At 43.0% G+C, this 23,026-nt stretch carries 17 protein-coding genes; 16 read left to right on the top strand and 1 reads right to left on the bottom strand.

The window, feature by feature from the left end; genetic code table 11:
• Positions 1–216 precede the first annotated feature (216 nt).
• From ACESMA_RS04000 to ACESMA_RS04060, 13 genes are all read left to right on the top strand, one after another.
• Positions 217–888: a DUF1961 family protein gene (locus ACESMA_RS04000; RefSeq protein ID WP_372947477.1), complete on the top strand. Its 672-nt coding sequence runs from the start codon at positions 217–219 to the stop codon at positions 886–888.
• 82 nt (positions 889–970) lie between these two features.
• On the top strand, positions 971–2,299 hold the full coding sequence (locus ACESMA_RS04005) for a sulfatase (protein WP_372947478.1): 1,329 nt from the start codon (positions 971–973) through the stop codon (positions 2,297–2,299).
• A 12-nt stretch (positions 2,300–2,311) separates the two neighbouring features.
• The gene (locus tag ACESMA_RS04010) at positions 2,312–5,845 is read left to right on the top strand and encodes a family 78 glycoside hydrolase catalytic domain (RefSeq protein ID WP_372947479.1); all 3,534 of its coding nucleotides are present in this window, start codon (positions 2,312–2,314) and stop codon (positions 5,843–5,845) included.
• Positions 5,846–5,863: 18 nt separating this feature from the next.
• The gene (locus ACESMA_RS04015; RefSeq protein WP_372947480.1) at positions 5,864–7,798 is read left to right on the top strand and encodes a heparinase II/III family protein; all 1,935 of its coding nucleotides are present in this window, start codon (positions 5,864–5,866) and stop codon (positions 7,796–7,798) included.
• 3 nt (positions 7,799–7,801) lie between these two features.
• Positions 7,802–8,986: an alginate lyase family protein gene (locus ACESMA_RS04020; RefSeq protein WP_372947481.1), complete on the top strand. Its 1,185-nt coding sequence runs from the start codon at positions 7,802–7,804 to the stop codon at positions 8,984–8,986.
• 11 nt (positions 8,987–8,997) lie between these two features.
• Positions 8,998–11,124, top strand: a complete 2,127-nt coding sequence (locus ACESMA_RS04025) for a hypothetical protein (protein ID WP_372947482.1) — start codon at positions 8,998–9,000, stop codon at positions 11,122–11,124.
• 12 nt (positions 11,125–11,136) lie between these two features.
• Positions 11,137–12,375 carry a sialidase family protein gene (locus ACESMA_RS04030; protein ID WP_372947483.1) on the top strand — a complete coding sequence of 413 codons (1,239 nt, stop codon included), beginning with the start codon at positions 11,137–11,139 and terminating at the stop codon, positions 12,373–12,375.
• A 42-nt stretch (positions 12,376–12,417) separates the two neighbouring features.
• Positions 12,418–13,278 carry an alpha/beta hydrolase gene (locus ACESMA_RS04035; protein WP_372947484.1) on the top strand — a complete coding sequence of 287 codons (861 nt, stop codon included), beginning with the start codon at positions 12,418–12,420 and terminating at the stop codon, positions 13,276–13,278.
• 90 nt (positions 13,279–13,368) lie between these two features.
• Positions 13,369–15,582: a tetratricopeptide repeat protein gene (locus ACESMA_RS04040; RefSeq protein WP_372947485.1), complete on the top strand. Its 2,214-nt coding sequence runs from the start codon at positions 13,369–13,371 to the stop codon at positions 15,580–15,582.
• Positions 15,583–15,849: 267 nt separating this feature from the next.
• A complete protein-coding gene (locus tag ACESMA_RS04045) occupies positions 15,850–16,479 on the top strand; it encodes a DUF5063 domain-containing protein (RefSeq protein WP_372947486.1) in 630 nt (209 codons plus the stop codon).
• 3 nt (positions 16,480–16,482) lie between these two features.
• The gene (locus ACESMA_RS04050; RefSeq protein WP_372947487.1) at positions 16,483–17,055 is read left to right on the top strand and encodes a 3'-5' exonuclease; all 573 of its coding nucleotides are present in this window, start codon (positions 16,483–16,485) and stop codon (positions 17,053–17,055) included.
• Positions 17,056–17,057: 2 nt separating this feature from the next.
• Positions 17,058–18,248, top strand: a complete 1,191-nt coding sequence (locus ACESMA_RS04055) for a class I SAM-dependent rRNA methyltransferase (RefSeq protein WP_372947488.1) — start codon at positions 17,058–17,060, stop codon at positions 18,246–18,248.
• A gap of 54 nt (positions 18,249–18,302) precedes the next feature.
• A complete protein-coding gene (locus ACESMA_RS04060; protein ID WP_372947489.1) occupies positions 18,303–19,013 on the top strand; it encodes a phosphoadenylyl-sulfate reductase in 711 nt (236 codons plus the stop codon).
• A 6-nt stretch (positions 19,014–19,019) separates the two neighbouring features.
• Here ACESMA_RS04060 and ACESMA_RS04065 read toward each other — a convergent pair whose 3' ends face one another.
• Positions 19,020–19,388, bottom strand: a complete 369-nt coding sequence (locus ACESMA_RS04065) for a hypothetical protein (RefSeq protein ID WP_372947490.1) — start codon at positions 19,386–19,388, stop codon at positions 19,020–19,022.
• A 131-nt stretch (positions 19,389–19,519) separates the two neighbouring features.
• Between ACESMA_RS04065 and gcvT the strand changes: the two genes are divergently transcribed.
• The 3 genes from gcvT (at position 19,520) to ACESMA_RS04080 (ending at position 22,944) form a co-directional block, all read left to right on the top strand.
• Positions 19,520–20,602, top strand: coding sequence for a glycine cleavage system aminomethyltransferase GcvT (gene gcvT, locus ACESMA_RS04070; RefSeq protein ID WP_372947491.1), 1,083 nt, complete (start codon positions 19,520–19,522; stop codon positions 20,600–20,602).
• 291 nt (positions 20,603–20,893) lie between these two features.
• Positions 20,894–21,964 carry a 3-phosphoserine/phosphohydroxythreonine transaminase gene (gene serC / locus ACESMA_RS04075; protein ID WP_372947492.1) on the top strand — a complete coding sequence of 357 codons (1,071 nt, stop codon included), beginning with the start codon at positions 20,894–20,896 and terminating at the stop codon, positions 21,962–21,964.
• Between the two features lie 53 nt (positions 21,965–22,017).
• The gene (locus ACESMA_RS04080) at positions 22,018–22,944 is read left to right on the top strand and encodes an NAD(P)-dependent oxidoreductase (RefSeq protein ID WP_372947493.1); all 927 of its coding nucleotides are present in this window, start codon (positions 22,018–22,020) and stop codon (positions 22,942–22,944) included.
• The last annotated feature ends 82 nt before the right edge of the window (positions 22,945–23,026 follow it).

Genomic DNA, 23,026 nt, shown 5'->3' on the forward strand with positions numbered 1-23,026 from the left:
AGAACAGTCGTAAAATCCAACAGGTGGAAAGGATTTTGGAATGAATTTTCTGAAAGGTATTATACAAAATTAACTGCGTAATATGAGAACTGCACCCCATTTATGCAATTCTATTTGTTTTTATTTCTGATTTTATTTCCGTTTTTTATTTGGGGGCAGAATTCGGAAAACGTAATTTTCGAAAAGTTGGAAAATGATGTCCACTGGAAATTAGAAATGTCAGATGACTGCACAAACAACTGGCAAACCAACTGGTTCCTCGATGGTGAAATTGCCAAAGTTGAAAACACAGAAAAAGGAATGCACCTGCAGGCAGGTCCCGAATTCGGCAACGACGCCCATCACATGGTTTTATGGACAAAAAAGTCGTTTCATGGAGATGTAAAAATTGAATTCGATTACACCAGAACAGACGAAGAAACCAAAGCGGTCAATATTCTTTACATTCAGGCCACCGGAAAAGAAGAAGGGGAATTTGTCAAAGATATCTCACATTGGAACCATTTGCGCACCGTGCCTTCCATGCGAACCTATTTCAACAACATGAAAACGCTGCACATCAGTTTTGCCGCTTTCCCAAACAATGAGGAAACGAAGGATTATATTCGTGTGCGCCGGTATCCGGTTTTGCCCGATAAAGGTTTCAGGGAACTGGAAGTGGAGCCCACTTTTTTTGATACCGGTTTATTTAAATCGGGTGAAACGTATATGGTCACGGTTATCAAAACAGACGGACGTTTATACTTTCAAATCATCGGAAAAGAGAAATCAAAAGTTTACTCATGGGATACCAGTCATCTTCCTCCTATAAAAGAAGGAAGAATTGGATTAAGGCACATGTACACACGTTCGGCAATTTATAGTAATTTTAAAATTTGGACAAAATGAAACTTTGGTTGAAATGTAAATATTATTAAGAATGACAATGAACAGAATAATACAAACTGGTAACCGATAAAAAGATAAACCAATGAAAAACAATTTACAAATCGCCTTTTTAGCCATCCTCTTTTTGTTATCCGGTTGTTCATTTAACAAGAATAAAAAATCAGAAAAGGTGGAAAGGCCCAACATTGTGCTGATTATTTCAGACGACCAGAGTTGGACAGATTACAGTTTTACAGGGCACGAACACATTCAAACTCCGCGTATTGACCAACTGGCAGCGCAGGGTTTAACATTTACGCACGGTTACACAACTGCGCCGCTTTGCAGTCCGGCACTGGCTTCCATTGCAACGGGTTTGTATCCGCACCAGCACGGTATTCTGGGCAACGACCCGGTTTTTTCTTCTTCAGAAAGAAAGTATTCTGCCGAATGGATGCAGGAGCGAATGGAACATTATCGTCCTTTAATTTCGAATTTTGAAGAACTGGAAACCATTGCCGATGTTTTAGGCGAAAACGGATATACCTCTTTGCAAACCGGCAAATGGTGGCTTGGAAATTTTGCAAGCGGAGGTTTCGAAAAAGGTATGACTCACGGTGATCCCGCACGCGGTGGTCGTCATGGCGACGAAGGTCTGAAAATTGGACGGGAAGGTCTCGATGAAGTTTACCGGTTTATCGATTCTGCCGAAGAACAAAACAAACCTTTTTATGTGTGGTATGCACCGTTTTTACCCCATGCACCACACACTCCGCCCGACAGCCTGAAACAAAAATACCTGCCACTGGCTCCCACCGAAGCTGTGGCAAATTACTGGGCTATGTGCGAATGGTTCGATATTACGTGCGGACAACTCATTGATTATGTGGAACATAAAGGATTGAAAAAAAATACATTGTTTGTTTATGTTTGCGACAATGGCTGGATTCAGGACCCGGACAAATCCAATGTTTATGCGCCCCGCTCGAAACGCGAACCTTATGAGATGGGAATCCGCACGCCAATTATTTTTAACTGGAACGGAAAAATAGAACCTGAATTTAATACCAAAAATCCGGTAAGCAGCATTGATATTGCCACCACTATTTACAGTATTTGCGGAATTGAACCGCCTGCCGGATTGCAGGGAATCAATGTGCTCGATACAACGGCTCTGAATAACCGGGAACTTATTTTTGCCGAAACTTTTGCACACGATTTTACGACCATCGATTCAAGTTTGTATTACCGCATGGCCATAGATTTTCCATGGAAATTAATCCTTCCGGACAAAACAAACAAACCAGAAGCTGAAACAGAGCTATTTAATATTGAAAAAGACCCGCATGAAAATGAAAACCTTGCCGGCAGTTTTCCGGATATTGTAAAAGATTTGCAGAAAAAAATAGAAAACTGGTATATTTCGAAATAAAAATTTAGAATAATGAATTCAATAAAAATCAATTTACTGGTATTGTTGTTTGGCACCTCCGGACTTGTTTCCGGAAACAAAACCGATCAAAAACAAGTTCAGGACAAACCCAACATCATTTTCATTCTCACCGACGACCAGCGTTGGGATGCATTGGGCTACGCCGGCAACAAAATCATCCAAACGCCTGAAATGGATAAGCTGGCAGAAAGCGGAGTTTATTTCCGAAACGGAATTGTTACCACTCCCATTTGCTCGGCCAGCCGGGCCAGTATTTTCAGCGGATTGCACGAGCGAACCCACAAATATACTTTTCAAACCGGGCCCATTCGTAAAGAATATATGGAAGAATCTTATCCTAAGCTTATAAAAGAGGCTGGATATTATACCGGTTTCTTTGGGAAATTTGGCGTGAATTTTTCTGAAAAAGAGAAGTTGTTTGATGTGATTGACGATTACGACCGGAACAACCAGTTCAGGGATTACCGGGGATATTTTTACAAAACAATAAACGGAGACACGGTTCATCTTACCCGTTACACCGGGCAACAAGCTTTGGATTTTATTGATGATGCCCCCACTGAAAAGCCCTTTTGCCTCTCGCTGAGTTTTAGCGCGCCACATGCCCACGATGGTGCTCCCCTGCAGTATTTCTGGCAGAAAGAGTCAGGAAAGTTGTATCAAAATATGGAAATGCCCGGTCCGGAACTGGCCGGTGACAAATATTTTCTGGAACAGCCGCTGCCTGTGCGCGAAGGATTTAACCGTCTGCGCTGGACCTGGCGCTATGACACGCCCGAAAAATACCAGCACAGCGTAAAAGGCTATTACCGGATGATTTATGGAATAGATCTGGAAATAGCCAAAATCAGAAATAAACTAAAAGAAAAAGGCCTCGATAAAAATACCGTCATTATTTTGATGGGCGACAATGGTTATTTTTTGGGCGAGCGCCAACTGGCGGGCAAATGGCTGATGTACGACAATTCGGTGCGTGTTCCGCTCATTGTTTACGATCCGCGGGTAAAACAGCACCGCGATTTGGATGATATGGCATTGAACATCGATGTGCCGGCAACCATGCTCGATTTGGCCGGGGTTCCGATACCACAATCGTGGCACGGAAAAAGCCTGTTGCCGGTTGTTTCAGGTGCGCAAAAATCACTGGATCGCGACACCATTTTAATCGAACACCTTTGGGAATTTGAAAACATTCCGCCCAGCGAAGGGGTGCGTACTTCGGAATGGAAATATTTCAGGTATGTAAATGACAAATCATCGGAAGAATTGTACAACCTGAAAAATGATCCAAAAGAAACCAACAACCTCGTTTCAAAACCGGAATATGCCGAAGTACTGAAGAAACTCAGGAACAAACTGGACAGGCTAACAGAAGAATATGCCGATCCGTATTCCGGTGTTCCTACAGGTTTGACCGTTGAATACATTCGCGATCCCCGGTTCACCAAAATTATCGATAGCAAACCAGAATTTAGCTGGTTTGTCCCGAAAGAAGCGGTCATTCAAAAAGGGTATCAAATCCTGGTTTCTTCAACCAAAGAAAATATTAAGAAAAATATTGGCGATGTGTGGGACAGCGGAAATGTGCGCAGCAACCAATCTGCCGATATTGAGTTTGGCGGTGAACCCTTGTCGGAAAACACGGAATATTTCTGGAAGGTGCGGATTTTTGATCAGGACAACCGGCTCTCGGAATATTCTGAACCACAATATTTTCAAACCGGAGAGTTTGGCGAAAAACTTACATCGCACAACTGGTTTCACGTTGAAAAAATAAAACCGGCAGCATTCAATAAGAATGCAGACAGAAGCTATTTTATCGATTTTGGAAAAGCTGCTTTTGGAACACTGGAATTGAATTATAAAGCAGAAAATTCAGAAACCCTTACCATTCGGCTGGGTGAAAAGTTATTGGACGGAAAAATTGACCGCAACCCCGGCGGAACAATCCGTTATCAGCAAGTTCAGTTGCAGGTTACACCGGAAAAGTCACACTACCAGATTGAATTAATTCCCGACGAACGAAATACCAACGAAATGGCCGTGGCTTTGCCCGATTCCTTTCCGGTGATTATGCCATTTCGTTATGTGGAAATTGAGGGAGCTCAGAATTTGACTTCGGAAGATATAGTGCAGGTCGCGTATTTTAATTATTTCGAGGAAGAAACAAGCAGTTTTTCCAGTTCCGATACCATTTTAAATCAGGTTTGGAAAATGTGCAAATATACCCAGAAAGCAACCTCATTTGCCGGAGTTTATGTGGATGGCGACCGCGAACGCATTCCCTACGAAGCCGATGCTTACCTAAACCAGTTGAGCCACTATTCAGTGGATAACGAATATGCCATTGCGCGCCGGACCATCGAATATTTTATGGAAAAACCCACCTGGCCCACAGAGTGGCAGTTGCATGTGGCGCTCATGTTTTTTCAAGATTACATGTACACCGGAAACACTGAGTTGATTGAAAAATATTACGAACCACTGAAACACAAAACGCTGATGGAACTCGAAGTTCAGGAAGGTTTGATTAGCACCCATTCGCCCAAACTTACAGGCGAATTTATGGCAAAACTCGGGTTTGCCGATACCACGCAGCGGGTCCGCGATATTGTGGACTGGCCGCCTGCCCAAAAAGACACGGGCTGGAAACTGCCGAAAGACTGGCCGCAGGGCGAACGCGATGGTTTTGTGTTCAGGCCTGTTAACACGGTCATCAATAGTTTTTATTACATGAATATGAAAATTATGGCCGAATTTGCCAGGCTGCTCAACAAACCCGAAGAAGAGCTGGATTTTGAACTTCGGGCTGCCAAAGCAAAAAAAGCCATCAACGAACATTTGTTTGTCGAAGAGGGTGGTTATTACCGCGATGGAATCGGAACCGACCACGGTTCGTCACATGCCAACATGATGCCACTGGCTTTTGGCATTGTGCCGGAAGCACACAAAAAAAGTGTGGCTGCGTACCTGAAAACCCGCGGAATGGGCCCCAGCGTTTACGGCGCCCAGTTTTTAATGGAAGCGATTTACAACGGTGGCGATGAGGATTATGCGCTCGAACTGATGACCGCTACCCACGACCGAAGTTGGTACAACATGATAAAAATTGGTTCCACCATTGCGCTCGAAGCTTGGGACATGCGTTACAAACCCAATGCCGACTGGAACCACGCCTGGGGCGCTGCGCCGGCAAATATTATTCCCCGTTATTTGTGGGGAATTCAACCCAAAACTCCTGGCTATGAGGTGGTGACCATCAAGCCACAAATGAGTACTTTAAAAAACAGTTCAATAAAAGTTCCGACCATTCGTGGTGAAATTCGCGGCGAATATAATCGTATAAACAACCGTTTAACCCGGTATAAAATTGAATTGCCTGCCAATGTAGTGGGTGAATTTAATGCCGGATTTTCTGCCGAAGATGTGGTGACCGTAAACGGAGAACCGGTGAATCTTTCCTTTGGATCGGTTCGTTTGAGCCCGGGTGTAAACGATATTGAAATTCGCGTCAATTCATTTTAAACCAAATATTTACCTGACATGAAAAAAATTATTTTGATTGTTTTATTGGCATGTTTTTCATTTGGAGCATTTTCCTATGAAAAACGAAATTTACTTCAAAAAGAGGCTGAAGAAACGAACCTGGCTCAGGCTTTGGTGAATGATTTTTCAACATTGGATTTTCCTGATTACACCGATCGTGAATTCTGGAATAACTTGCCGGAAACCATACGAAAGGAGTATATTCAGGATGCAGAAGAATACCTGGATTACGACTGGCCGATTGTTAAAGCCACCGATTACATCGAAATAATTCGCTCGGGCGACCGGAAACAGGAAGTTTATGCGGCACCGCGGGCTGCCCTCGTGGCGCTGGTAATGGGTGAACTGGCTGAAGGAAAGGGCCGGTTTACTGACCAAATTGTAAACGGCGCCTGGTATTACAGCGAACAAACCTGGTGGGGCTGGTCGGCGCACCTTACCGCACAGAAAGCGCCGCATGGTTTGCCCGATGCCGATGAACCGGTTATAGACCTCGGGGTGGGCGAAATAGCCAATGTTCTATCGTGGACCTGGTTTTTGTTTAAAGATGAATTCGATAAAATCCACCCGCTCATCTCCAAACGGCTGAAAGACGAAATCATGAAAAAAGCCGTGATTCCTTATTACGAGCGGGACGATTTCTGGTGGCAGGGTTTGGATGGTTCGCGGCATGTGAACAACTGGAATCCCTGGACCAACCACAACATGCTAACAGCTATTTTAATTTTGGAGGATGATCAACAACAGAAAATTAAAGGGGTGCAAAAAGTGGTTCGCTCGCTCGATGAATTCGTGAATGTGTATCCCGATGATGGCGGTTGCGACGAAGGACCCAGTTACTGGGGCAGGGCAGGTGCATCGCTTTACCAATGCCTCGACCTGCTGAAACGCGCTACCGGTGGCAAGTTCGATGTGTACGACAATCAGCTCATCAAAAACATGGGCAATTACATTTACAAAGCCTATATTGATTATCCGTACTTTATAAACTTTGCCGATGCAGATGCCACAACCGGAAGTCGTCCGCAAATTATTTACAGCTATGGCAAAGACATTGGCGACCCAACGATGCAAAAATTCGGGGCTTTTCTGGCTGAAAAGCAGGACTGTGGCAAAGAAACACCCGGCGGAAAAATCGACGAACAGATTATGCAGTTAATGCATTTGGAAGAAATAAAAAATGCGGAAACGGAAAATGCGCGCATCAGCGATTTTTGGCTGCCGCAAACTGAAGTGGCCGGCGCCCGCGACCAGGCAGGTTCTTCCGAAGGATTCTTTTTTGCAGCCAAAGGTGGGCACAATGCCGAAAGCCATAACCACAACGATTTGGGAACCTGTGTGTTGTATTTCAACGGAAAACCTGCGCTTATTGATCTTGGCCGCGAAACTTACACTGCTAAAACCTTTAGCAGCCGCCGGTATGAAATCTGGACCATGCAAAGCCAGTACCATCAACTGCCCAAAATAAACGGCGTGGACCAAATGCAGGGAAGAAATTTTGTGGCCTCGAATACCAACTTTAAAGCCGATGCAAAAAAAGCGGTGTTCTCAACCGACATTTCCAAAGCCTATCCCGAAGAAGCTGCTGTGAAAAAATGGGTGCGTACGTATCAGCTCGACCGCGGTAAACAGTTTATTGTTCACGACGATTATGAACTGGAAAAAGTGCTGGACGAACCCACCACCATAAATTTTGTAACCTACTGCAAAGTATCGGAACAGAAACCGGGCATTTTATTGCTGAAAGGCGACGGATTCGATCTGGAAATGAAATACAACACCAAATCGGTTACACCGCAAATAGAATTTAACGAGGTAACTGACGCCGGCCTCAGCCGCTACTGGCCCGATGGAATCACCCGAATTGTATTTACGGTAAACAACCCGAAAACCAAAGGAAAAAATGAGGTAGTGATAACAAAGAAGAATTAAAGCATGAAATATAAAAAAGTAGAAGCAGGTTTTTTGTTCTTAATCCTATTAATAATATCAGGTTGTTCTGAAAAAGAAGTTCCTTACATTTCAAATGACGAACAGCAGTTTATTGTTGAAACCGTCACCGGCTACCTCGATAGTTTGCCAATAACCGTTACTTCCGAAGTGTGCGAACGCAGTGCCGGCGGGCCCAACGACTTTTATTCCGAAGGCGATTACTGGTGGCCCGACCCTGAAAATCCGGACGGGCCTTACATTCAGCGCGACGGGGAAACCAACCCGGAAAACTTCGTAGCGCACAGGCTGGCCATGATTCGCCTGAGCAAGATTGCGGGCAAACAAACTTCGGCCTGGCTGTTAACCGGCGATCAAAAATTTGCCGATGCTGTGGGCCGCCATCTGGAAGCCTGGTTTGTGAATCCTGAAACCCGCATGAATCCCAGTCTGAATTATGCACAGGCCATTAAAGGCCGCTTAACTGGGCGCGGAATCGGAATCATCGATGCCATTCATTTGATTGAAGTGGCCCGTTCTGTAGAAATTCTGGACCAAAACAAGGCATTACCGGAAAGTTTGGTTTCACCTGTAAAAGCCTGGTTCTCCGAATTTGTAACCTGGCTCACCACACATCCTTACGGAATAGACGAGATGAACACCAAAAACAACCACGCCACATGCTGGGTGATGCAGGTTGGAATGTTTGCCCGGCTCACCGAAAATGAAAAAGTGCTGGAATTATGCAGAACCCGTTTTAAAGATATTTTGCTGCCCGACCAAATGGCTGATGACGGCTCTTTTCCGCTGGAAATCAGACGCACCAAACCCTACGGCTATTCGTTGTTTAACCTCGATGCATTTATGACTGCCGCCGAAATTTTGTCGGACGAAAATCATAACCTGTACCAATTTTCAACTCCCGATGGAAAAAACCTGGAGTTGGGTGCAGAATTTCTGTTTCCCTATGTGGAAGACAAATCGGAATGGCCCTATGGCGAGGATGTGATGTACTGGGACGAGTGGCCGGTGAGGCATCCGTTTTTGCTTTTTGCGGGCAGGGCTTACAACAAACCGGAGTTCATTGAATTGTGGAAAACGCTCGATGGCTATCCCGAAACGCAGGAAGTGATTAGAAATCTGCCCATCCGTAATCCGCTGCTTTGGGTAATGGATAAACCCGTTCAATAAAATTTGAAAATATGCTTAAAATTTTTTCGATACTCATTGGTTTTATTTTAATAACTTTTTCCTGCAAAGCCGAAACGGAAGATTTTCCGGAAGAAGAAAAACAAAAGGAGATAGTAAAAGAATCGCACCACCCATTTTTAATTGTAAAAAAAGAGCAGTTTCAGGAATTACGGCAAAAGGCTGCCAGTGAGCCCTGGAAATCGATGAAAGAAGATGCCATTTCCCGATCAAAAAACGGCAGCAAAACAGAAGCTTACGATTTGCAGGATTATGTTGGTGCGGCTGCACTGGCCTATATTCTCGAAGATTCAAATGCAAAAGTGCACGCGCAAAGGGTTCGCGATGCCATCGTAAACCAGTATTCAAAAATACGGGTTGAAGATGGGGGCGACTGGGGTGGCGTTGTTCCGCCAATGGGTTCATTTTTTGTGGCTATTCTGGCGCTCGATATTGTTTATGATGCGCTTACCTCTTCCGAAATTGAACGGTGCGAAGAGGTTATTTCAACGCAGATTTTTAAAATAAACCGCAAAGGATCGTGGGCTGATATCCGGCGGGGAACGCATGGTGCCTGGGATATTTACAAAGGCGATCGCACCACACCCGACGACGACTACTTCAACGGTATAATGGTGCAAATTACTAACGACGGCGTGAGTCCGGTTACCAACCACTATGCCTGGGAAAGGGTAGGCGGTGGCGACAGCCGCGTTTCGAAATCGGGTTACATGGATGTGCTTGAATTTACCGGCATCGATAAAAGGTATTACAATAACGAGCGGTTAAAAAAGTTTCACCGGTGGCTGTTTGGTTCCAGCGTAAACTGTGCCAAAGAGATGGCCATTTTTGGCGACATGCTTCCCACTCAGGGAATTAACAACGACATGCTGCACCGCCGCGTTGGAAATTTCGACGAAGAAGCGGCCGGGTATGCTGCCTGGTTTCATGAAGGAAGACCGGCAATCGGACATATTTTAACGTACATTCTTCCAAAGTCGGCGCTACCTGAACCGGTAGTTCCTTCCAGTCAGTTTTACGAAAACGGCGGGGCTTTTTTCCGCGAAAAGGAAGATGATCCAAACGGGTTGCACGGTGTTTTGTACAACATTAAATCTCAGGACGAGTGGCACACCCACAACGAGGTAAATGGCCTGGCGCTTTCAGGACTTGGTAACCGGTTGTTGGTTAACGGTGGACGGTTGGGTGAACCAACCCGCGCCGCTGCATTAAACAATACGTTAACCCTAAACGGGGAAAATCATAAATCTCGTCTCGGCGGTGGAATTGTGGAGGGATTTACCACCAGCCAGCTTGATTTTGCCTGCGGATTTTCAGGGCCCGCACTAACCGGAAGCAAACATTACCGAAATCTTCTGCTGGTGCATGGAAACGAAAAGGCACATGGTTATTTTGTTGTGATGGATAAGGTGGAATCAAATGCCGGAAATGTGGTCAAAAATTACATTCATCCGGCCAACGAAACAACGGTAACCGAAATATCGGCCAATTTGGAATATGAGGCAGAGATTGATCATTATCCAACCGTGCCCGGCACAAAACTTACCATTTTTTATGCCACTCTGGCTGAAGCAGTGCATGTGGAAAAAGTGCAGTCGGCGGTTCCCGACAGGTATCCAAATTACCCGGATCATAACCGGCTCGAGTCTGTTTATCCGGTTGATTCAGAGGGGAAAAGGAATTTGGTAACGGTTTTATTTCCAAGTGACGCTGAACATCCAAAAGCTGGTTTTCAGCGGATTCAGGGCGATGGATTTAACGTTTCTACTGTTACTCTGAATGAAGAAACCGATTATATTTTTGAATCTGAAGGTGTATCAAAAGTTCAGGTTGCCGGACACTCGGTTCAGGCTGAAATGGCTTTATTCAGGCAATCAGGATTTTGGTTTGTACGAAACGGAACTCATTTTTCTTCGTCTGATACCGGATTTGAATCCAATGTTCCGGTTACTGTTTATTTAAATGGAAAATCAGGTGCAATTGTCACGACCGGCGGAATAATTAAACTGAATGGGCCTGGAATTAATTCCGTTCAGTTTGATCAGGATGTTGAAGTATTGGAAACAGGCGACAATCTTGTAGAAGTGAAACTGGGAAAGGGCACCTTCTATTTTAACTAACAGGTAATTCGGATGGAAAGAAGAAATTTTCTGAAAAAATCAATATTTGGTGGAATTTCATACCTGATTCTTCCATCTTGCCTGAATTTCAGTAAAGATGCAGGTTTTGAGTTGAGTCTCGATGTCGTAACGAAACTATTCGATGGGGAAAAATGCTGGAGCCATCCGCGTGCCGGAATAGTTCCGGGTTTTGGGAAAAACGGTGCGCCACGGGTTGTAATGACCATGAACAGCCTCGATTTGGCGGGCAGCGATGTGTTTCGGGGAATGTTCGGGCTGGAAACCCATGATCTGGGAAACACCTGGAGCGAACCGGTGGAACTGGAAACGCTGAAACCCCGCTTTGAAATTATCGATGGCGTGGAACGCCCCGTGGCAGTAAGCGATTTCTGGCCGGGGTGGCACCAATCCTCGGAAAAACTGCTCGGCACCGGCCACACGGTTGTTTACACGCCCGAATGGAAAGTGACCAACCCCAGATCTCGGCACACTTCCTATTCGATTTACAATGCCGAAACCGGAAACTGGGGCGACTGGAAAAAACTGCAAATGCCAGCTGATGAAAAGTTTTACAATTCAGGTGCCGGTTGTGCCCAGCGTTTCGATTTGGAAGACGGCACCATTCTACTGCCCATATCGTTTCGTCCGCCTGGAAAAAATTCCAACGTTACCGTCTGCCGGTGCTCATTCGACGGGGAAGGATTGAACTATTTGGTACACGGCTCAGAATTAAATATTGACAATGACACCAGGGGACTGCATGAACCTTCGCTTACCCGGTTTAAGGGTGAATTTTTTATGACCATTCGAAATGACGAGAAAGGTTTTGTTGCCCATAGTAAAGACGGGTTACACTTTGGAAGTTATGTACCCTGGACATTTGACGACGGCAGCGACCTGGGAAATTACAATACCCAGCAGCATTGGGTAACGCACAGCGAAAGTCTGTTTTTGGTTTACACCCGCCGGGGCGCAAACAACGACCATGTTTTCCGGCACCGGGCACCGCTGTTTATGGCACAGGTCGATCCGGAAAAACTGTGCGTAATCAGGGAAACGGAACAAATTCTGGTACCTGAACGTGGTGCACGACTGGGAAATTTTGGCGTAACCGATGTAAGCAAAAACGAAACCTGGGTTACCGTTTCGGAATGGATGCAGCCGCATGGTGTGGAAAAATACGGCTCCGACGGCAGCGTTTTTGTGGCCAGAATTCATTGGAATTCACCGAATAAAAATTTCAGGAGTTGAATTTTCTTTACCTTTATCGCATAATTATTAAAAGTCAATACCATGTATCGTTATTCAGGCATAAGAGCATTTCTGTTAGTAGTTACATTTATTTTTTTAGGATTTTCTTTTCCCAGTAAAACTCAACAAAACCAATTGCCGGAAAAAACGCGTTATCTGGATAGAACTTTTAAAGAAGTTGACATTCAAAAAGATATAAAATTTGCTGAATCAGTGAATGAAAAAGGGGAGCTGGAAAATTTGAAGCTTGATATTTATACACCGCAAGGCGATGAACAACTGAACCGCCCGGTAATTTTATGGATTCATGGTGGTGGCTTTCGTCCGGGAAATGATAAAAGCCAGTCGTACATTGTTGAACTGGTCAAACGGTTTTCCATGAAAGGTTATGTAGGATTATCTATCGATTACAGGATTCGTGAACAGCCCAGGGAAAATCCGGAAGAAACAATTTTCGATGCTGTTGAGGATGCCGGAAAAGCCCTCGTCTGGCTTCGCGAAAACGCAGAAATGCTGAAAATCGATCCTTCAAAAATTATTGTTGCAGGAGGATCTGCCGGCGGAATTCTGGGTACGAATTTGTGTTTGAATGATAACAACAACATTCCGGGTGTGGACAATTCAGGAATAATTGCATTTGTGAATCTTTGGGGCAGTCCTTCAGCAGAATGGGGCGAACCAGTTGTGGATGAAAACGATCCGCCCACCATCATTATTCATGGCACAGAGGATGAATTGGTGGCTTATGACAACTCAGTGAAGTTAAAAGCAGAACTGGACAAAAATAACGTCAGAAACGAATTGGTCACCATTACCGGGGCAGGTCACACGCCGGTGAAACACATGGATGGATTCGAAGTAAACATTTCCCGGTTTCTGTTTGAAATAATTCAACAGCACTAAATTATACACTAAGACTGCCAATTCCGCATACTATTTTCTTGGTTTGTTTTTTGATGAGTTCTTATTTTGACCTAAATTTGAATAAGAATAATGAATATGACAGAACAGGAACTCAAAAAAATATATACTGAAATTTGCAGCAATCTGGCAGCAAGAAGGTTGAAACCGGCTTTTGATATGCTGGGAAAACTTATTGCTGAAAATGGTCTCGGTATATTTTACGACGAATATAAAAATCTGGAAGAAACCTACCACTACATGCTGAAATACACGGTGGAAGGAACTCAGGATCCTGAGCGGCAAAAGGTTTACCGTAAACTGATTGTGTCGGTTTTTGAGCTGGCTGAAAAAATAAATGAAGCCATTCGGCTCAGGTTTTCACCCACCATTGAATATGAAAAAAAGCGTGGTTTTAAAAATAATTTCATTCCCAACTTTACGGCCTGGTTGACGGAACTGGAAGATTATTACCTTCAGGATGAAAATCAGGGAGATGAGGTTGCTTCCCTTGAGGCAGCAAAAGAACATCAGCAAAAAATGCGGAGATTGTTTTACCACATCTGGTTTACAGACAAACTGTCACCTGCCGAAGCCGAACCATTGCGCAACTTTATTATGAGCCCGGTAGTTTTGGTTGCTTACAAATCGTATATGGTAACTGCCCTCATGCTCAGCCTGCAACGCTATTTCGATCCCGAAAAATTTACCCTTTTATTCGATGCCTACGATTCGGAAGAAATGGAAATTAACCAGCGCGCATTGGTTGGTTTGCTGGTAAACCTGTATCGGTACGATGCCCGAATACCCTTTTATCCTGAAATTACCGGGCGGTTGAAAATTCTGAACGAGAATCCGGAATTTAAACGGAACCTCGAACGGGTAATTGTTCAATTCATCCGAAGTAAAGAAACCGAAAAACTGCAGCAACGAATCCGTGATGAAATTATGCCGGAGATGATAAAAATAAGTCCAAACCTGAAAGATAAAATTAACCTCGACAGTTTGATGGACGAAGGATTTTCGGAAGATAAAAATCCGGATTGGGAAGAGATTTTTAAAGATTCGCCGGGTTTAATGGATAAAATGCAGGAGTTTTCGGAGCTGCAAATGGAAGGCGCCGATGTGTTTATGGGATCGTTTGCCATGCTTAAATCTTTTCCGTTTTATGGGGAAATGGGCAACTGGTTTATTCCGTTTTTTCCTGAAAATCCTGAAATTGCAAATGTTCTGAATATTAAGGATGATACCAGTAAGCGGTTGATGGAAGCTTTGGACAAGGCACCGGTTTTGTGTAACTCAGACAAATATTCATTTTGTTTCAGCATTCAGAGCCTGCCCAAAGAAAACCGCGAATTTATGACACAAGGCATTAATGCCGAAATGGATCAGCTTAAAGAATTGGAAGAAGACGAAGAACTGACACAACCCGGGCGCAAGGCAGAATTTATTTCGAACCAGTATATTCAGGATTTGTACCGGTTTTACAAACTTTTTCCGCGCAAAAACGACTTTGAAGATATTTTTAACTGGCGGTTCGATTTTCACAATAAACTGGCTCTGGGCGATATTTTAAGGGAAGACACAAAAGTATTGCGCAATATTGCAGAGTATTATTTTGGAAAGAACCATTTTGAGGAAGCTGCCGAAGTTTTTGGGTACTTAATTGAACAGGAAAAAAATGGTGAGTTGTACCAGAAAATTGCCTATTGTTACCAGAATCTGGGCGATTTTGAAAAAGCGCTGGAAGGTTATCTGAAAGCTGAATTGTATGACATAAACCGGCTGTGGAACCTGAAAAAAATAGCGCTTTGCTACCGTAACCTGAAACAACCCGGCAAAGCCCTGGAATATTACCAGGCTGCTGAAAAAATAGATTCGGAAAGTTTGAACACCCAACTTAATGTTGGACATTGCCTGCTGGAATTGGATGAATATGATGAAGCACTAAAATGCTATTTTAAGGTGGAATACCTGGCGCCCGGGAACAAAAAAGTGTGGCGGCCCATAGCCTGGTGTTCATTTCTTACCGGGAAAAAAGAACAGGCTGAAAAATATTTTCTGCAATTAATAGATGACGCTCCCAACAAACACGATTTTATGAATATGGGCCATGTACAGTGGAGCCTGGGAAATCGGAAATCAGCATTGGATTATTATAAAAAATCCATTTCGAAAGATGGTTTTTCGGAAGCAGAATTCCTTGCCGTTTTCGAAGAAGATTTGCCGCACCTGCTCAGTCAGGGTATTGAAAGTGAAGATGTACCCATTATGCTCGACCAGTTGAGGTATTTTCTGGAGGAATAAATCTGTCGAATTTTTAATCCGCAGGCAGGTTATTTGGATGTTCAACATTGAGTATTTTGCATTAAATATTTATTAAGAGAAATATTCAATATTCAATTTCGAATGCTCAATAAAGGAAAAGCTACGTAAAAAGTTCCAGTGAAAAGAAATGAATGCGATGAACCGGATTTTCATTAGTGGAGTTTGTCTTAAATCCTACTGAGAATCCTTCTGCTTCATTTTAAATATCTTTATTACTTTTGCAGCGGTTTTCATTTTCAGAAAATTATGAGTGATTCAGATTTACATTCAGTGGTTTATTCAAAAAATGTGGTGGAGTTTGTGACTGTCGCCAATGAATTTTGCGGGCTTATTGAAAAAGCCAGCACCATTCCCGTGGACCAAAATATAAAAAACCTGCAAAAAGTTTTGCCTTTGCTGTATTTGAAAGCCACACTGTTGCCCGAAACCGAAAAATTGCTGGAAGATGAATTGGAGAAATATGTTTCGGAACTGGACTATAATGTTTTGCAGCAACGCTGGCTCGAAGTTTTAGGTGAATACGATAGTTATTACGAAGTTTTCGATCCTGAAATTCAATTTGGGGAAGAAATGGTAACAGCCAGCATTTCAGAAAGCCTGCTGGATGTTTACCAGGATTTGAAGGATTTTTTGAATGCTTACAGTCTGGGCGATGAAGAAATAATGAACGATGCACTGTATGATTGTGTTTATCATTTCGAAGTTTTTTGGGGACAACGATTGGTGAACGTGCTGCGCGCAGTACATAAACTGGTTACCGACAAAGTTGAATTTCCGGCTTATAACAACTCCGGAAAAAACGACGAAGTACAACCTGGAAAAGGAAGCCCGGAATGGCTCGACAGGTTTTGGGGAACCGTTTCAGATGAGGAGTAAAAAATGTTTAAAGAAAGTATAACAAAAGAAGAATTAACAGATCTGCCGTTGCGGTGGTTTGAGGGAGATATTTATGTTATTGACAAACCCGGACAGGTGAATGATGTTGCGGAATTTCTTTCAACCCGGTCTGTAATTGGGTTCGACACCGAAACACGGCCTTCATTCAAAAAAGGAGTGGTAAACAAGGTTGCACTTTTACAACTTTCCACACAAAACGAAGCTTTTTTGATTCGGGTAAACAAAGTTGGCCTTCCGACTTCCATCAGGAATATTCTGGCCAGTCCTGAAATTATTAAAGCCGGCGTTGCCATTCGCGATGATATAAAAGGGTTGCAGGGAATTGCCAGATTTAGCCCTGCCGGATTTATTGAATTACAGGATCACGCCAAAGATTTGGGCATTCAAAATTTTAGTCTGAAAAAGCTCACAGCCATAGTTTTGGGGTTTCGAATTTCAAAATCGCAACAACTTTCCAACTGGGAGGCAGATCAGTTAACTGAAGCTCAGCAAAGTTACGCTGCCACTGATGCCTGGACCGCCCTGAATATTTACCGGAATTTTTCAAATAGCTGAATATGCCGCAGGAATTCGTAAAAATTGTATTAAAATCGGGCAAAGACCAGTCGCTGAAGCGGTTTCATCCATGGGTGTTTTCGGGTGCCATAAAAAAAATGTACGGGCAGGTTTCAGAGGGCGATTTGGTTGCGGTGTTTTCAAATAAAGATGAATTTTTGGGAATTGGTCACTATCAGGTTGGCTCCATTTCCGTGCGAATTATTTCTTTCACCGAAACTGAACTTAAATCAGATTTCTGGAAAAACAAAATTCAAAAGGCATGGAATTACCGGCAAAGTCTGGGATTTGGAAACGATGCTGAAACTAATGTTTTCCGGATTATTCATGCTGAAGGCGACGGATTGCCCGGATTGATTGTTGATTTTTACAACGGCACTGCAGTATTGCAAATGCATTCGGTAGGAATGCATCTGATGCGTAACGAATTGGTAAAAGCGCTTCAGGCGGTTTTGGGCAAAAAATTGAAAGCAGTTTACGATAAAAGCGAAAAAACGTTGCCATTTAAAGCAAATATTCAGCCCAAAGACGAATTGCTGTTTGGAAACCCAGAAAGCAATGAAGTGCTGGAATACGGTCTCAAATTTAAAGTGGATTGGGAAACCGGACAGAAAACCGGATTTTTTATAGACCAGCGCGAAAGCCGCTTGCTGGTTCAGCGATATGCCAAAAACCGCGATGTGCTGAATATGTTTGGATATACCGGCGGATTTTCGGTTTATGCCATGCAGGGCGGTGCAAAATCAGTTCATTCGGTGGATGCTTCGGCAAAAGCCATCGACCTGACCAACGAAAATCTGGAACTGAATTTTCCTGCTGATAAACGGCATGAAGCGTTCACAGCCGATGCTTTCGAATACCTGAAAGACATTCAGGAAAAATACGACTTAATTATTCTCGATCCGCCGGCATTTGCCAAACACCGCGCAACATTGCCACAGGCTTTGCAGGGATACAAACGCATTAATACGCGGGCATTTGAACAAATAAGGAGTGGTGGAATTTTATTCACATTTTCCTGTTCGCAGGTGGTTTCCAAAGACCGCTTTCGTGAAACAGTTTTTTCTGCTGCTGCCATTGCAGGCCGTACTGTTCGTATTATGCACCAGCTTACTCAGCCGGCCGATCATCCGGTAAATATTTACCATCCTGAAGGAGAGTATCTGAAAGGATTGGTGCTGTTTGTAGAGTAACTCATTTCAATTTATATATTTGCAGATTGCTGAATGTTTTAAAGGAAGTTAGAAATGGACGAGAATAAAATAGTACAACAACTCAATAAAGATTTATCCGGAAAATCGATTTTGGAAAAACTGGAATTTTTGGTTGAAAAATATGTTGGAAAAATTGTTTTTACCACCAGTTTTGGATACGAAGACCAGGTAATTACTGATATGATTTTCAAAAATGGATTACCAGTTGAAGTGGTTACGCTCGATACCGGGAGGATGTTTGAAGAAACCTATAAAGTTTTCAGAAGCACACTCGAACGGTATGGAAAACCCATAAAAGCTTATTTTCCTCCAACTGACAAGGTTGAAAAATTACTGAATGAAAAAGGCCCGTTCAGTTTTTACGAATCGGTGGAGAACCGTAAAGAATGTTGTTACATTCGTAAAGTGATTCCGCTAAAACGTGCGTTGGATGGTCATGAGATTTGGATTACCGGCTTGCGTGCTTCGCAATCGGCTAACCGAAGCGGCCTGCATGAGTTTGAGTGGGATGAAGGAAATCAAATCATAAAATTCAATCCGCTTTTGGATTGGAGCCTCGATGAGGTGAAAAAGTACGTAAAAGACAACAATGTACCATACAACATACTGCACGACAAAGGATTTGTGAGTATTGGCTGCGAACCATGTACCCGGGCAATTAAGCCGGGAGAAGATTTCAGGGCAGGTCGCTGGTGGTGGGAGCAAAATACCGGTAAAGAGTGTGGATTACATGAAAATAACTAAAGTCTGTTACTTTTTCGCCAGCTCCAGTTCATCCAAAAAAACATGCAATTCAGCTGAAGCTTTGTCCATGTCATCCTGAACCTTCAAAATTAGAGGCAGAATTTCTTCTTTCTGATTATTTTCGGCAAGCAATTGTATTTTTTTCAGGTTTTTTCCGGTTTCTTCCATCATGAATATCAAAACTGAAGATTTAGCAGTATGCGCTTCTTTCGCCAGATTTTCGATCTCGTCATCAATGAGAAACCGATGAAGATTTCTAATAAAATCAGGAATTTGTTTTAGAAAAATTCCTATTAATTCCTTTTTAAAATTGCTGTCCCCTCCGGAAATATCATCAAGATAACCGAGGTTTACGTGGTTTAATTGTCCGTCCATTTATTCTTAGAAAATTCGGGCGCAATTTATATATTATTTTTGACTTACCATTCAGAAAAACGATGATATATTTCATGTGTGGAAAATTGATGAATCTATAGTTTTGTACAATTCCTGTAATTTAAACAATTATGAAGCAAACTGCATTAAATAAAGTACACAAAGAAGCCGGGGCCAAAATGGTTGAGTTTGCCGGTTATGAAATGCCAATTGAATACAGTGGAATTAGAAACGAACATATGGCCGTTAGGAATGCGGTTGGAGTTTTCGATGTTTCGCACATGGGTGAATTCTGGGTAAAAGGACCAAATGCGCTCGATTTGGTGAAGAAAGTTTCGTCCAACGATCCGTCAATTCTGAAACCGGGCCAGGCACAATATACCTGTTTCCCAAACGGCAGGGGCGGAATTGTTGATGATTTTCTGGTGTATTGTTTTGATCCTGAAAAATATTTGATGGTGGTAAACGCTTCCAATATTCAAAAAGACTGGGAATGGGTTAACCTTCAAAATGAATTTGGTGCCGAACTTGAAAATGTTTCAGATAATATGAGTCAGTTGGCTGTGCAAGGCCCTGATGCTTTAAAAACTTTACAGAAACTTACAGAAATCAATTTACAGGAAATAAAATTTTACAGTTTCGAAACCGGCGGAATGGCCGGAATTGAAGATGTAATTATTTCTGCCACAGGATATACAGGAGCTGGTGGTTTCGAATTGTATTGCAAAAATGAGGATGCGGAAAAATTATGGCTTGCCGTTTTTGAGGCTGGAGAAGAATTCGGGATCAAACCCATTGGACTTGGTGCGCGCGATACTCTTCGCCTCGAAATGGGATATTGCCTTTACGGAAACGATATTGACGACTCAACTTCACCCATTGAAGCCGGGCTGGGCTGGATTACAAAATTCAACAACGGCCGCCAGTTTATCGATCGCGATTTTTTAATGATGCAAAAAAATGAAGGAGTAAAACGCAGGCTCCGTGGTTTCGTTCTTCTGGAAAAAGGAATCCCTCGTCATGGATACGAATTGGTTGATTATCAAGGTTCAGTAATAGGTCAGGTAACGTCAGGAACCATGTCGCCAGTTTTGAATAAAGGCATTGGGTTAGGTTATATTGCCAAAGAGTATGCTGCTTTTGGAACAGGCATTTACGTGAATATCCGGAATAAATCCATTCCCGCCGAAATTGTAAAATTGCCCTTTATTTAACTTTGGTTTAAATAACCCCTTATTTTCTTTTTTCTATTTAAAAAATAGCATTCTTGGGCAGAATCGCATAAATTTGTGTTCTTGAATTAAAAACGTTCATAGCACAAAAACTGAACTAGCCACAAAATTTTGTTTGGTCTGTTTCTATTTGGTGTTTAACTATGTTGTAGAACTCAAATTTTTATTATTTATATTGATTTTTCTCATCTGCTAATCTCCCGGGTTATCCGAAATTTGAACCGGGTGTTTTGCAAAAAATGATTTTATTAATTCACCTAAAAAGTTGGAAGAATGAAGAAACACAATTTTTATGCGGGGCCATCAATTTTACCCGAGTTTACAAAAGAAAAAACAGCCGAAGCAGTAATTAATTTTGCCGGTACCGGACTTTCGGTTATGGAAGTATCGCACCGCAGTAAAGAGTTCATTGCCGTTATGGACGAAGCCTGTGCGTTGGTTAAAGAACTGCTTCACGTGCCCGAAGGATATTCGGTGCTTTTTCTGCAGGGCGGAGCCAGCTTGCAGTTTTTAATGGTACCCTATAACCTGATGGGAAAAAAAGCTGCCTACCTGAACACGGGATCCTGGGCATCAAAAGCCATTAAAGAAGCCAAACATTTTGGCGAAGTAGTTGAGGTGGCTTCATCAAAAGATGCCAACTTCAATTATATTCCAAAGGGTTTTGATGTGCCGGCCGATGCTGACTATTTGCATATTACTTCAAACAATACCATTTTTGGTACCGAGTTGCTCAACGACCCGGATGTTGGAATTCCGCTGGTTGCCGATATGTCGTCCGATATTTTCAGTCGCCCGGTTGATGTGGCCAAATACAACCTGATTTATGCCGGTGCGCAGAAGAATCTTGGTCCATCAGGAGCAACCCTGGTCATTGTAAAAGACGATGCACTCGGAAAAGTTGACCGGCCAATTCCTACCATGTTAAATTATAAAACCCATATCGATTCCGGTTCCATGTTTAACACACCGGCTACACTTCCGGTGTTTGCCAGTTTGCAAACTTTACGCTGGCTGAAAGAAAACGGTGGGGTGGAAGCCATGGAAAAAGTGAACATTGAAAAGGCAAACCTGCTTTACAATGAATTGGACAGAAACAAGCTGTTTGTTCCTACGGTTCCAAATCCTGAAGACCGCTCGCGCATGAACGTAACTTTTGTTATGGCGCCCGATTATACCGAACTGGAAAAAGACTTTCTTGATTTTGCCACATCCAAAGGGATGGTGGGAATTAAAGGGCACCGTTCGGTAGGAGGATTCAGGGCTTCCATATACAACGCCATGCCTGTGGAAAGTGTAAAGGCGCTGGTTGAAACCATGCAGGATTTTGAAAAAAACAAATAAAAAAGATGCAGGGTGAAAATCCTGCATTTTTTTCTGAATAAAAAATTTGAGTGATGAGAAAAATCTTGATTGCAACCGAAAAACCATTTGCCCCTGTGGCAATAAAAAAAATCAGTAAAATTTTTGAAAAAGCCGGCAAAGAATATAACCTGGTTTTGTTGGAAAATTATACTGACAGAAATGAATTACTTCAGGCAGTTGCTGATGCCGAGGCTTTAATAGTAAGAAGTGATATTGTAAATACCGAAGTTTTTGAGGCTGCCCCAAAATTGAAAATTGTTGTTAGAGCCGGAGCCGGATACGATAATGTTGATTGTGATGCTGCCAGTGCAAAAAATGTGGTAGTAATGAACACACCGGGCCAAAACGCAAATGCAGTAGCCGAACTGGCCATTGGTTTGGCTATTTTCGGACTCCGTGAAATGTTTAGCGGAAAACCGGGTGGTGAATTACGTGGCCGCACACTTGGATTACACGGATTTGGATACGTGGCACGAAATGTTTTTCGCATTGCCCGCGCATTTGGAATGAAGGTGATTGTTTATACCCACTACAGCAAAGGAGCTGCAGCGGCCATCGGATTAAAAGTGACCAAATCACTCGAACAGCTCTACGAAAAAAGCGATATCGTTTCCATTCATGTTCCGGCTCGGGGAGAGCACATTAAATCAGTAAGTTACGAAGTTATGAAACATCTGAAAGATGGAGCTGTAATTGTAAACACTGCCAGGAAAGAAGTGATTAACGAACCGGATTTGATAAAAATAATGGAAGAAAAACCCAATATTAAATACATGTCGGACATTACACCTGACTGCGAAAAGGAGTTTGCTGCAAAATTTGAAGGCCGTTACTTTTTTACTCCGAAAAAAGCAGGGGCTCAAACTGCTGAGGCCAACATCAATGCGGGGGTTGCAGCAGCCGATCAAATTGTGGCTTTCTTCGAAAAAGGGGATGTTACTTATAAAGTGAATGGGTGAATGAGTGAAGAGTGAATGAGTGAATGAGGTAAGGGTGAATGAGGAAAGAGTGAATGGGTGAATGGGTGAAGAGTGAATGGGT

The sequence above is a fragment of the Mariniphaga sp. genome (assembly GCF_041687215.1).
Lineage (GTDB): Bacteria > Bacteroidota > Bacteroidia > Bacteroidales > Prolixibacteraceae > Mariniphaga.

What these genes read in the sequence shown, in the direction of transcription:
- ACESMA_RS04000 (WP_372947477.1), top strand. Translation starts at nt 217, where the DNA reads ATGTCAGATGACTGCACAAACAACTGGCAAACCAACTGGTTCCTCGAT.
- ACESMA_RS04005 (WP_372947478.1), top strand. Translation starts at nt 971, where the DNA reads ATGAAAAACAATTTACAAATCGCCTTTTTAGCCATCCTCTTTTTGTTA.
- ACESMA_RS04010 (WP_372947479.1), top strand. Translation starts at nt 2,312, where the DNA reads ATGAATTCAATAAAAATCAATTTACTGGTATTGTTGTTTGGCACCTCC.
- ACESMA_RS04015 (WP_372947480.1), top strand. Translation starts at nt 5,864, where the DNA reads ATGAAAAAAATTATTTTGATTGTTTTATTGGCATGTTTTTCATTTGGA.
- ACESMA_RS04020 (WP_372947481.1), top strand. Translation starts at nt 7,802, where the DNA reads ATGAAATATAAAAAAGTAGAAGCAGGTTTTTTGTTCTTAATCCTATTA.
- ACESMA_RS04025 (WP_372947482.1), top strand. Translation starts at nt 8,998, where the DNA reads ATGCTTAAAATTTTTTCGATACTCATTGGTTTTATTTTAATAACTTTT.
- ACESMA_RS04030 (WP_372947483.1), top strand. Translation starts at nt 11,137, where the DNA reads ATGGAAAGAAGAAATTTTCTGAAAAAATCAATATTTGGTGGAATTTCA.
- ACESMA_RS04035 (WP_372947484.1), top strand. Translation starts at nt 12,418, where the DNA reads ATGTATCGTTATTCAGGCATAAGAGCATTTCTGTTAGTAGTTACATTT.
- ACESMA_RS04040 (WP_372947485.1), top strand. Translation starts at nt 13,369, where the DNA reads ATGAATATGACAGAACAGGAACTCAAAAAAATATATACTGAAATTTGC.
- ACESMA_RS04045 (WP_372947486.1), top strand. Translation starts at nt 15,850, where the DNA reads ATGAGTGATTCAGATTTACATTCAGTGGTTTATTCAAAAAATGTGGTG.
- ACESMA_RS04050 (WP_372947487.1), top strand. Translation starts at nt 16,483, where the DNA reads ATGTTTAAAGAAAGTATAACAAAAGAAGAATTAACAGATCTGCCGTTG.
- ACESMA_RS04055 (WP_372947488.1), top strand. Translation starts at nt 17,058, where the DNA reads ATGCCGCAGGAATTCGTAAAAATTGTATTAAAATCGGGCAAAGACCAG.
- ACESMA_RS04060 (WP_372947489.1), top strand. Translation starts at nt 18,303, where the DNA reads ATGGACGAGAATAAAATAGTACAACAACTCAATAAAGATTTATCCGGA.
- ACESMA_RS04065 (WP_372947490.1), bottom strand. Translation starts at nt 19,388, where the DNA reads ATGGACGGACAATTAAACCACGTAAACCTCGGTTATCTTGATGATATT.
- gcvT (WP_372947491.1), top strand. Translation starts at nt 19,520, where the DNA reads ATGAAGCAAACTGCATTAAATAAAGTACACAAAGAAGCCGGGGCCAAA.
- serC (WP_372947492.1), top strand. Translation starts at nt 20,894, where the DNA reads ATGAAGAAACACAATTTTTATGCGGGGCCATCAATTTTACCCGAGTTT.
- ACESMA_RS04080 (WP_372947493.1), top strand. Translation starts at nt 22,018, where the DNA reads ATGAGAAAAATCTTGATTGCAACCGAAAAACCATTTGCCCCTGTGGCA.